Here is an 11,074-nt window from a genome sequence, read left to right as displayed (position 1 = left end):
GTGTTTACGCGTTCACCAACTACACACCAGACTCAGATGTCTTATATCGCGGGGTCGTTTTCCGAGATGGCAAAAACCAGAGTTTGGCTCTAGATAATAATGCCGTCGCTAACTGGTTCACTGATTCTGCTGAGCATACCCTATTAACTGGTTTTGACCTTCAACGTAGTCAAACTGAAGGAGACGAACAGGATTACTATGGCTTTAGCACTATTGATGCAATCAATCCTGAATATGGAAATTATACTCCGCTAGATCCTGCTAATAACATTTATCGCGAAATTACCAAATCACAAGTGGGTTTGTATTCACAATATAATGTCAATTTTCAACAACGTTGGATAGCTAATCTTGGCGCAAGATACGATTGGGTGTCAGTCGACAATGCAAACATCACTAACTCCACTGAAGACTCAGTAGATGAAAGCCAACTATCAATGAACGCAGGGATAATGTACCTAGCAGATAATGGCCTATCACCATACTTCAGTTACTCTGAATCATTTGAAGTATTGGGTACCATCGATCCTGTTACTAACAAGCCATACAAACCCCTTGAAGGCACACAATATGAAGTCGGTGTGAAATACACGCCATCATTCATTGACGGCTATATTAATCTAGCCTTATTCGATATCACTCAGAAAAATGCACTGCAGACACAAGGCAGCCTAACGACGCAGTCTGGTGAAACTCGCTCTGAAGGGTTTGAGTTAGAATCGGTGACTCAAGTAACCGATTCTCTTAAAGTCTCTGCGAACTACACATACAACGATGTGAAAACGAACGTGACCAGTACCAATGACTTTGAACAAGCACCCGTGTATCCAAAACACTCTGCGACTCTTTGGTTCGATTACAATGCTTACGAATTCATGCCAGGGTTAAACGTGGGTTCTGGTCTTCGCTATATCGGTGAATCAAAAGATAGCCCAAACAATACAGGGGAAACTGTACCAAGCGTAACACTTTGGGATGCGGCGGTTACTTATGATATTACCCCACAATGGCAAGCTCAGTTAAATGTTAATAACCTGCTAGACGAAGAGTATGTGTCCGTATGTAATTACAATTGTTACTACGGTCAATCACGCTCTATTGTAGCAAGTGCGAACTACAACTGGTAAACCAATCGAAGCCTAAAACACTCCCCCTCAAGTGAGGGGGATTTTTCGTATCTATAGCAAACCAAATAGATAACTAAATTTATGTATCAACTCTCAGATATCAAGATTCATCGCGGTGGACGAACCATTCTTCAAGTCGATGACCTTAAGATTCCAACCAACGAGCTAACGATCATACTGGGCCACAATGGCTCGGGGAAGTCGACCTTAGTGAATTTACTTTCTGGTCAAATGGCACCGGATGAAGGCAGCATTGAGATCAGCTCGACCAACCTAAGAGATTACAAAACTAAAGACTTGGCCAAGCAGATTGCGTACTTGCCACAGAAGCTGCCGACCTCGGCGGGTCTAACGGTCAGGGAATTAGTGAAACTTGGTCGATTCCCTTGGCGCGGAGCACTAGGTCGCTGGAATAGACAAGACCATGCGATTATCGACGCCGCAATGGAAAGAACTGGCGTCACTCGTTTTGCCGATACTTTGGCCGACCAACTCTCAGGGGGGGAGCGGCAGCGCGCTTGGGTGTCGATGCTGCTGGCACAACAATCACCGATTTTAATTCTTGATGAACCCACTTCAGCGTTAGATGTACACCATCAGTTCCAATTAATGCAGCTGTTATCTGAGCTCAACAAAACGGAAAACGTTGGCATCATTGTCATTCTTCACGATCTTAACTTGGCGCTACGTTATGCCACGCATATTGTTGCTCTAAAGAAAGGACAAGTCACATTCGAAGGCCCCGCCGATATTCTGCTTAATGAGCAACGCTTGTCAGATCTTTATGAGTCATCGATAAAACTGATCGATCACCCGATCCCAGGTGAGACAGCAACCAGTCAGAAGGTAGCGGTTTTATGCGCCTAATTGGTCTACCTATTCGTTTACTTTGTCTGTTGCTCAGCTTATTTGTTTCGAGCGTGGCTCATGCTGCCACCATTGCTAATGACTCCACAAGTTCACAACAATTTGAGCAAACTCCAAAACGGGTTGTTGTATTAAACTGGGATTTACTCGAGCAAGTGCTAACACTAGGTGTGATTCCTGTTGGCGCGCCAGAGATAGAGAGCTACCGACTGTGGGTGGTTAATCCGGAGGCACCCTCGAGTATTACCGATATTGGTTCACGTTCAGAACCAAACCTTGAGCTTATCGCGAGCTTAAAGCCGGACGTAATTTTGGCGGCATCACCACAAAAAGACCTATTACCTATCCTTAAACAGATAGCACCTGTGGTTTATCTACCTAACTTTACTGAGAATGAAGATGCCGCAAAAAACGCCATCGCTCATTTCAAAACCATCGCTAAACTCCTCGATAGACAGCAAAAAGCTGAACTGCAGTTAGCTCAAATCGAACAGCGCTTTGCAGAATTAAGAGAAAAACTAGCTCAGCACTATGCCCTCAATTCTGATTTAGTGGTAATGCGTTTTTCTACGCTCAACTCCGTCTTCCTTTATTCTGATAACTCATCCACTCAGTTCGTTGTGTCTAAGCTGGGCTTTAATAACCCGATTCACGTAGAACCGAGAGCTTGGGATATCAAGCAAACCCGTATCAACACACTGCAAAATATTGATGATGGCTATGTGCTTTACGTTTTGCCGTTCCCACAGAAAGAAAAACTTACAAACGCTCGCCTGTGGCAGGCACTGCCCTTTGTAGAAAAAGGCCACGTTAACTCTGTACGTTCCGTTTGGAACTATGGTGGCGCAATGTCGCTGCTTTATCTAGCAGAAGCCATTACTGACAGTTTGATTGAATTGAAGGAGGCACAATGAACAGCAAAATGCTAGTGCCTGGTCTTATCGCTATTTTCAGTTTCGCTCTGTTTAGCTTGCAAATCGACACGTCATTAACACTTTCTGCGCAATTGAGCTTATTGACGGCACCAAGTTCAGCGACCAGCTTTGCTGAGATCTTCTTTGTCGATTCACAACTACCTCGTTTAGCCATGACTGTATTGGTCGGTGCCACGCTTGGGTTAGTCGGTAGCTTAATGCAGCAACTGACACAAAATAACCTCACCTCTCCGCTGACCTTAGGTAGCTCTTCGGGCGCGTGGCTAGCACTGGTGATCATGAACGTTTGGTTTATTGATTACGTTGCGGACTATTCTGCACTTGCCGCCATGATCGGGGCTCTGGTCGCTTTTGGTTTGATTGTCGCGATTGCAGGTATAAACAACATGACCGGGCTGCCTCTGGTTGTATCAGGGATGGTGATTAATATCCTACTAGGCTCGCTTGCTGCGGCGATTGTGGTACTCAACTCTCAGTTCGCACAAAACGTATTTATGTGGGGTGCTGGGGATTTAACCCAATACAGTTGGCAATGGTTTGAGTGGTTACTGCCTAAAACTTCCCTAGCGCTAGTTATCTTGCTGATTGCACCACGTATCCTTACGCTCCTTCGCTTAGGCCAAGAAGGTGCAACCGCGCGAGGTTTGTCGGTTCTGCCTGCCTTTGGTTTGTTAATGGCAATGGGTATTTGGTTGGTTTCTGCGTCCATTACCGCTGTCGGTATTATTAGTTTTATTGGCCTACTTACCCCGAACATTGCTCGCACATTAGGTGCAAGAACGCCAAGGCAAGAACTGATTGTTAGTGCCATTCTCGGTGCGGGTTTACTGATCCTTACTGACACACTCGCGATGTTACTCACCTTCTGGTCCGGAGAAACCATTCCAAGCGGGGTGACCGCTGCCGCCATTGGCGCACCGGCTTTAATTTGGTTTAGTCGTAAATCACTCACGGCACAAGACCAACTAAACCTGTCAATGGATGGAGGGAAAAGTAAGGTTTCTCTGCCAGTTGTCAGTCTGATTGCATTGGCTTGCGTCGCGGGTAGCCTACTATATATGCTTGGCGCAATGAGCAGTGAAGGTTTTGCATTCGCATTACCTAGTGAATACCAATGGCAGTTACGTCTTCCAAGGCTAGTTACCGTAATTTCAGTTGGGTTAGCGCTTTCTATTGCAGGTGTGATTTTGCAGCGCGTGGTTTACAACCCACTTGCGAGCCCAGATATTTTAGGGGTTTCATCCGGTGCGACGTTTGCGATCGTTACAACCAGTATCACAGCTGGCAGCCTCTTCGCAGGATTTGAGTGGAGTGTGGCATTTATTGGCAGTATCACAGTATTAATCGCACTACTTCTACTGGGTAAGAAACACAACTTTAACCCGTCGAATTTTATTCTATCGGGTATCGCACTCACCGCGATGCTAGAAGCGTTTATCCAATTCTCACTAGCGAAAGGAACCGGCGACAGCTACAAAACACTGCTTTGGCTGACAGGCTCAAGCTACCGCGTGACACATGATCAAGCACTGCTACTATTTATCGCAAGCTTAGTTCTAGTGACGACTGTACTAATGTTATCGCGTTGGTTGACCGTAATTACCATTGGTCGACAGTTTGCGAATGCACGCGGCTTAAATGCCAAGCTAGTGAATGTCGTCGGGCTTTCTTTGGTTGCGCTCTTGTGTGCCTTTTCAACCGCTACTATGGGGCCCGTTGCCTTTGTCGGCTTAGTTGCACCGCATATGGCAATGATGCTTGGAGCAAAACGAGCGAAATCTCAGATGCTGGTTAGTGGATTGGTTGGTGTCACTCTAATGGTATGGGCAGACTGGTTTGGGCAAGTACTGATTTACCCATTCAATATTGCAGCAGGTACACTGGTCGCAATTATGGGTAGTGGTTATTTCTTAATGTTAATGATGAGAAGCCGCTTTTACTGAGCAGATAAAGAGGCTCAATACAAAGTAAAGCACCGTTAACCCGCAACTCCTGCTGAGAGCTTATTCGCATATAAATAAGCTCTCAGCAGGAGTTTTACTTTTTCCCTCGAGTGGAAACGCTTGAGGGTTTACCTATAACTATCACCTCACCTTAAACTGGCGTACATCCTGATCCAGTTTATCCGCAGCCATGCTCACTACTCTTGCGACCTCGTTGAGAGCTGCTGAAATGCCCACACTCTGACGATTCTGATCGGTAAGGCTTGTTAAGTTGTTATTGATTTCTTCGGCAACGCTACTTTGTTCTTCTGTCGCCGTTGCAATCTGAATCGCCATATTACTGACTTCATTGGTTGAACTCCGTATCTCAGAAAATAGTTTTTGCGTGTCATCTGAGAGATCGACGTTCATATTTACTTTACTCGAACCATCTTCAATAGATACAACCGCGTCATGGACGCCTTTCTGCAGCTTATCAATCATCTGCTGTATCTCTTCAGTTGACTGTTGAGTTTTGCTAGCTAGAGAACGTACTTCATCAGCGACGACAGCAAAACCTCGTCCGTGCTCACCTGCCCTAGCCGCTTCGATGGCTGCGTTAAGTGCCAACAGATTGGTTTGTTCAGCGATATTCCTGATTACCTCCAGCACAGAGGCGATATTGTCTGAATCCTCAGAGAGACTTGTTATGACATTTCTAGCATTACTTATCGAATCAGAAAGTTCATTAACACGAACTACTGAATTGTCTATAACCTCGCCTCCTTTTTGCGCTAATGACACGGTATCCTCGGTAATCGTGGCGGTAGTTTGAGTGTTATGAGCAACTTCTTTAACGGTCGAACTAAACTCGTTCACAGATACTGCTATCATTTCTATTGCCTCACTTTGCGCTGAACTCAACTTTTGACGCTGTTCATCCATTGAACTCAGCTCCAAAGAGCTTCTGCTTAGCTCTGAAGTACTTGCACTGATGTCGATGATAAGTGCTTGAAGCTTAGCGATGAACTCGTCAAAGGTATCTGCTAGCTGCCCCAACTCATCTACACGTGAACTGTTAATCCGCAGAGTAAGGTCGCCGTTGCCTTGATTTATCTCCCTCACGCGATTGGTAAGCATATTGATACCATCAACCAACATTTTCGGAACCAAGTAAGTTAGTCCACTACTTACGACGATAACGGCCACCACAAACATAAGTAGCCATGTATTGAAGCTAGCACTTTCATCGTTATAGTTTTTAATTGATGTATCTGATTGCAGATTCAAAAGCTCCCCAGCTTTATCATATATGTCTCTGAGCTCTGAAAACTGAACGCTGTTGTCCCCTTGAATTAAAATGGCTGCTTCAGCCAGCTTTCCTTGATCAGCCAAATTGAAGGCTTGCTGTGCGCTAGACAGCCACGCACGATATTTGTTGTTAAAATCACCGAGCTGGTTCGTTATCTGTGGGTAACCCGACATCATATCTAGATATAGGTTCATCCGATCTAACGCTTGCTTAGCGTTCTCATCAAAATCCGCTCTTACCTCGGCATTTCCCGTCTCTGAAAGGTAAATAAGTTGGGCGACATGAGCTTGATACAAATCTCGATCAGCATTCAATATAGCGGAGATTGCAGGCATATAAGTATTACCTACCGTTCTAATCCCGTCGTTTAACTTTTCAGTAAGCACATCATACGAGAAATAGACAAACAGCAATGATAGCGATACTAAGCCGATAGACACTGAAAGCTTTAAACGAAGACTACGATAAAAAAAAAACACATCATGACAACCCACCTAAAAATTTAATCTATTGTTAACTTTAGCTCACAAAAATTAAACTGTGAGATCTTTCACAAAACTTTAAGCCACGATTAAAACAGTAATGAATGATGCATTTGTTCGAAGATCTGAGTGTTGCTCCCATTGAGCCTTGTTTGAAATTTGCTAACGATGAACTTCAACCCACCTTACAACAAACGCGCCTTATATTGCTCGGGCGTTTGCATCGCGTACTTCTTGAACATAGCGATGAAAGGGCTTGCTTGGTTGTAGCCCAGCGTTAACGCTACCTCTTTCACAGAGTGGCCTTTGCGTAGTAGTTCCATTGAGTGCAAATAACGCACCCTCAGGCGCCATTCGGTAAAACTCATCCCTAGTTCTGCCTGGCAATGCCGTGCTAAGGTGCGCTCTGTCGTGTGGACTCGTTCCGCCCATACGGACAGGCTAGTGTTATCGATCGGATTTTCTTCTACCGCAGCGAGAATTTTTGCAAGGTATTTATTATCAGTAGAAGGTAAGAAGTGATGCTGCGTATCACGAGTAGCGAGTTGATCAAGTAACACCTGTACCAAACGCTTATCTTGTTCAGATTCAGCCACGTTAATACTCCGCTGGCGAAAATCATCAATGATCGCCGATACAATAGGCGTCACTTTAATCAGGCTGGTGCAATCAGGAAAGTTCTTTGTGAACGCTTGGTCTATGTTTAACGAACAATATGACAAAGGCTTGCGGTTAAAACTGGTATGCATTACTCCAGCAGGCACCCAAATCGCTAAGTGTGGGGGCGCTAAAAATCGAGTGTCTTGTGCTTCCATTTCCAGAATCCCACCACTAATAAGCTGCACCTGTCCCCAGGGGTGACTGTGCATCCTCGTTTCAGTATTCGATAAAAACGCCTCGAAGTTCATAAATACGTCTGATGGCGCTTTATCGATTGATAGAGAGGGATGAAGATGTTTTGCTAATTTTCTCAAACTTGTCTTCCTGTGACTCGCAATGTCTTTTTAAGGATATATATAATTATATCGACCTGTCAGACTATCTTCTAGCGGCAATAATGCGATGGTGTTCACATGGTCTATCTTCTTCCTTTAATTACTGTATTCATATGGGGCGGCAACGCCGTAGTCAATAAGCTTGCAGCATCCGCGATAGAGCCGAGTGCAATGAGCTTTTATCGTTGGTTTGTCGCCATTGTTGTGCTTACTCCGTTTTGTCTGCCAAAAGTGATTGCGACCTGGAGTAACATCCGCCCTAACCTCGCTAAGCTCGCTTTCTTAGCATTGCTCGGAATGGTATTGAACCAGTCGCTTTCCTACTACGCTGGCTTAACGACGACCGCCTCAAACATGGCGTTGATTTCATCGCTTGTACCTTTGCTGGCAATCTTTATGAGCGTGCCCATTCTGTCTAAGCCTATTTCTCCTTTGAGTATTCTCGGTGGATTCATTGCTCTATTCGGGCTGGCTTTTATGCTAGGTCAAGGAGATATAGGCTTCTTCCTGCATGAGGAAATCACCCCAGGTGATGGCATCATGGTTGTTGCCGCTCTTTGCTACGCAGCCTATTGTGTATTATTGAAGCGTTGGAAGATGCCATTCTCAAACTGGACCATGGTTTACATGCAAGGTGCACTGGCACTGACCATGCTCACCCCACTGTGGCTGACCAGTAATGAGCTACTGCCGAGCGAAGAAGCATTACCTTTGATCACTTACGCTGGGTTGGCGGCCTCTATCATTGCCCCGTGGATGTGGGTCAAGTCAATTGACTTAATCGGCGCGGATTCTAGCGCCATGTTTATGAACGTGATGCCAGTAGTGTCAATAACCCTAGCGGCTTGGATGCTCAATGAATCGATACACAGCTATCACCTTGTCGGCGGATTACTCGTATGCAGCGGAGTAATACTGTCCCAGGTAAAACTACAACATCAAGATCGCAAAACATTGAAAAGTGTTAAGCAAATATAAGTACTGCGTTCAAAATAGGTATATGTTTAATTTAGAACAAACAATTGCATAACAGAACCTAATTATAGGTCGACTAGGTATAACCAATATCAATGCAAAACGTCTGTAGTGGCTAGACCTCATTTAAATTGGAGGTCAAATGATTGAATTGGAGCATATTGAACAAATATACAACCACGACCAGTGTACGTTACACGAAGTCGTTCTTAACGAGATCGGCTCATATGTTTTCGTAAAAAATCGTCAAGGTGAGTACCTCTATGCAAATAAACTTACGTTAGAGTTGTTCAACACGAGCCTGCAAGCTCTAAAAGGCAAGACCGACTACGATTTTTTCCAGCAAGAGATGCTGGAAGATATTTTAGAAAGTGACAGTATGGTATTTAAGTCTGGACAAACTGTCATTAATGAATGAGCGTGCTCAAGCGTTACCAGACGGGCGAGCACGGGTTTATCGCGCCATAAAAAAACCTATCATAAACGCCAAAACTCAGCAGGTAATTGGATTGATTGGTGTTTCAACAGACATTACCGATATCGTCGAGATGCGAGAAAAACTTGCTAAACAAGCCTACACGGATGAGCTAACTAAACTCTACAATCGCCGCAAGATATGGCAATGTCTAAGCTCATCTTACTGTAATTCACTCGAACAGAACTCGCCGCTTTCCTCCATAATTATCGACATTGATCACTTTAAACAGGTTAACGACTCTTATGGTCATGATTTTGGTGACCAGGTGATCGTTGAGTTGGCTGACATCATTCGTAGCAATTTAAGAAAGAGCGATCACTGCGGCCGCATTGGCGGCGAAGAGTTTTTAATTATACTCAACAATACGGTAGGTCAGGATGCTTTAGAAGTGGCTGAGAGACTTCGCACTCAGTTCCTTAAATCGCCTCTCAACAATGCAAAGTCACCATTTTCTTTGAGTTGTGGTGTGACACAGCTTTCCCAAAATGACACGGAGTGTCTTGATTTGTATCGTCGAGCGGATGATGCACTTTACAAAGCAAAACACCTCGGGCGTAACCAAAGTGTCATTGAATGAACTCAGCCCCAATACGGGGCTGGTTAATATTCGTCTAGCTAACGACTTCGATGTCGGTTTCAGGTACGCAACAACAAGCGAGTGCTACACCCATATTTCGCTCATAATCCTGAAGCGCAGGCACATCTGGTTGATGAACGTTACCCGACTCGACCGTCACCTTACACGCACCGCACAACCCAGCACGGCAGCTATTGGCTATCGGCACCCCAGCATCTTCTGCCTGCTCTAGTAGTGTCTTCTGGTTATCACCAACAAACACATTTCCGTTAACACTAAGGGTAAGCGATTTTAGTGGTTGCTGGACGCTCTGGTTAACACCAAACGCCTCTTGATGATAGTTGGCTTCAGGCAAGCCTATTTTAAGCAGTAAGTTTTTCGCTTTTTGCATAAAACCACCGGGCCCACACACGAAGACTTGCCTCTGCTGTGCATCTTTAACCTGCTTCAAATGCGCTAGGGTCAAACGACCTTTTAAACCAAACCAATCGATCGGCGCTTTAGATAGAGAGATCAAAACGGTTAATCCTTGATGCTTGCTTCTCAGCTCGTCTAGTTCCGCCTGACATGGGATGTCTTCAACACTACTGCATTGGTGATAGAAAACCACATCTTCAACTTGGTCATGGTCCGAAAGATAGCGCAACATAGACAGCATAGGCGTCACACCGCTACCGGCCGAAAGAAGCAATAGGGGTTGGCTTTTGTGTTTCTCAACCAGATGGAACGAACCAGATGGGTGTTCGCAAGTTAAGCTATCACCAATGCCTAAGTTATCAACTAACCAGTTTGAAACTCGACCACCATCAATACGCTTAACCGAGATAGCAAAACGCCCCGGGCGAGACGGGCTCGACGATAAGGTGTAGCGACGGCTGATTGTCTCACCATCAATCTCAATGGAAATAGGCAGATGTTGACCCGGTTGATATACAGGTAACTCACCAAGCTTTGGCTCAAGCCAAAAGGTAACAAAATCCCGGGCGATCTCTTCTCGCTCAACACAAGTCATGAGTAATTGTGTTGGACGGTTGTCCGGGTAATACTCTTTATCTTTAACTTCAAGAATTTCAATCGTATCACCCTGATGAATTACCCCTTCGTTTTTCGCCACCAAGTTTTGGCCAAAAAACACTCCGCCGCGCTCATTGGCTCTAAACTGGGAGAGTGTATTCAGCGGCTCTTTGCTGGTTCGAAACTCGCCTTTATCAACATCAACGGTGGTCAGAATACAACGCTCACATGGTTTAACCGCTTCAAACTCTACTTCTCCAATTCGAATGCTCTTCCAACCGTCTTCACCAAAGGGCTCTGTCCCTGAAACCACCAAGTTAGTGCGGAACTGGTCCATCGAGTGTGTTTCAGGGCTGCTGCGATTAAGTTCAGCCAGCGAAGCTTCACTAA

General features: G+C 45.0%; 8 protein-coding genes and 1 pseudogene. 6 read left to right on the top strand and 3 right to left on the bottom strand.

Annotated features, from left to right (window positions below):
- From QTO00_RS07475 to fhuB, 4 genes are all read left to right on the top strand, one after another.
- Window positions 1-1,127: TonB-dependent siderophore receptor (locus tag QTO00_RS07475; RefSeq protein WP_331424018.1), on the top strand; the 1,127-nt coding region annotated here is incomplete at its 5' end.
- 81 nt (window positions 1,128-1,208) lie between these two features.
- Window positions 1,209-1,994 (top strand): ABC transporter ATP-binding protein, encoded by a 786-nt coding sequence (locus QTO00_RS07470; RefSeq protein WP_331424017.1) that lies wholly within the window; start codon window positions 1,209-1,211, stop codon window positions 1,992-1,994.
- The gene (locus QTO00_RS07465) at window positions 1,985-2,908 is read left to right on the top strand and encodes an iron-siderophore ABC transporter substrate-binding protein (protein WP_331424016.1); all 924 of its coding nucleotides are present in this window, start codon (window positions 1,985-1,987) and stop codon (window positions 2,906-2,908) included. Before QTO00_RS07470 ends, QTO00_RS07465 begins: the two co-directional genes overlap by 10 nt.
- The gene (gene fhuB / locus QTO00_RS07460; RefSeq protein WP_331424015.1) at window positions 2,905-4,872 is read left to right on the top strand and encodes a Fe(3+)-hydroxamate ABC transporter permease FhuB; all 1,968 of its coding nucleotides are present in this window, start codon (window positions 2,905-2,907) and stop codon (window positions 4,870-4,872) included. The genes QTO00_RS07465 and fhuB overlap by 4 nt, the downstream gene beginning before the upstream one ends.
- Window positions 4,873-5,013: 141 nt before the next feature.
- Here the strand turns inward: fhuB and QTO00_RS07455 are convergent, their stop codons facing one another.
- Window positions 5,014-6,603, bottom strand: a complete 1,590-nt coding sequence (locus QTO00_RS07455) for a methyl-accepting chemotaxis protein (RefSeq protein ID WP_331424014.1) — start codon at window positions 6,601-6,603, stop codon at window positions 5,014-5,016.
- Window positions 6,604-6,830: 227 nt separating this feature from the next.
- Window positions 6,831-7,619 carry an AraC family transcriptional regulator gene (locus QTO00_RS07450; RefSeq protein WP_038204318.1) on the bottom strand — a complete coding sequence of 263 codons (789 nt, stop codon included), beginning with the start codon at window positions 7,617-7,619 and terminating at the stop codon, window positions 6,831-6,833.
- A 99-nt stretch (window positions 7,620-7,718) separates the two neighbouring features.
- On the opposite strand from QTO00_RS07450, the gene QTO00_RS07445 reads away from it, so the two are divergent.
- The gene (locus tag QTO00_RS07445) at window positions 7,719-8,618 is read left to right on the top strand and encodes a DMT family transporter (RefSeq protein WP_331424013.1); all 900 of its coding nucleotides are present in this window, start codon (window positions 7,719-7,721) and stop codon (window positions 8,616-8,618) included.
- 139 nt (window positions 8,619-8,757) lie between these two features.
- Window positions 8,758-9,670: pseudogene (locus QTO00_RS07440) on the top strand (sensor domain-containing diguanylate cyclase).
- A 34-nt stretch (window positions 9,671-9,704) separates the two neighbouring features.
- Here QTO00_RS07440 and QTO00_RS07435 read toward each other — a convergent pair.
- Window positions 9,705-11,074: MOSC domain-containing protein (locus tag QTO00_RS07435; protein WP_331424012.1), on the bottom strand; the 1,370-nt coding region annotated here is incomplete at its 5' end.

The organism is Vibrio sp. M260118 (assembly GCF_036533755.1).
GTDB lineage: Bacteria > Pseudomonadota > Gammaproteobacteria > Enterobacterales > Vibrionaceae > Vibrio.
The sequence above is the reverse complement of the archived record's forward strand: the minus strand, read 5'-3'. Positions and strand labels throughout refer to the sequence as shown.